This is a genomic window from Aminobacter sp. P4_D5 (genome assembly GCF_056401815.1).
Window position 1 is genome coordinate 1 of the sequence record NZ_JBFUIP010001212.1, and the last position, 557, is coordinate 557.

Annotated in this window: 1 protein-coding gene; it reads left to right on the forward strand. The window is 70.9% G+C overall.

The genetic code is table 11. From position 1 onward, the window contains the following. Positions 1-299: 299 nt before the first annotated feature. Positions 300-557, forward strand: a 258-nt coding sequence (locus tag AC1DWF_RS37550; RefSeq protein ID WP_476843494.1) for a hypothetical protein, incomplete at its 3' end; no start/stop codon positions are given.

Sequence of the window (557 nt, forward strand, 5' to 3'; positions counted from 1 at the left end):
GGAAGATCCGCACGCCCGGCGAAGGCGGGCGGTCGCCCGCGCCGGCCAGGAACCAGGTCTCAGCGACGGATTTCAGCAGCCGGAAGCGCCGGAAGGCGGCCCCCGATGCGGTCGGATTCGCGGGATCGCCGCCCGGGCCCGGATGGCCGGCAGCGACCACCAGGATCCGGGGCCGGGAAAGCGCGTCGAGGTCCAGCGAGAGGGCCTTTCGGTCGGCGGAACAAGGCTATACCTCTATCCCCCGTTCTGCTGCCGCTCAAGCTTGGCTTTCCTCTGACCCTGGCGCGATGCTATGCGGAATGCAGGCCGTGGAAGGTATTGGCGACCGTATGGATGGCAGCACCGAGACGGGACAGGAGGTCGGCGACGGCGCCCTGCGCTTCCATCCCGACCCGCCGTCGCTGCGCGGCTGGGCCCGTTCCGACCCCCTCCACCCTGGCGAGACGCCCGAGATCGGCCTCGACATCGAAGGCCTCGGTACGCGGGTGCTGACGGCGCGCAGGGATGGCGCCGGCGGCTTCGTGATCGATTGGCCGCTGCCGGCCGTGTTGCGGGAC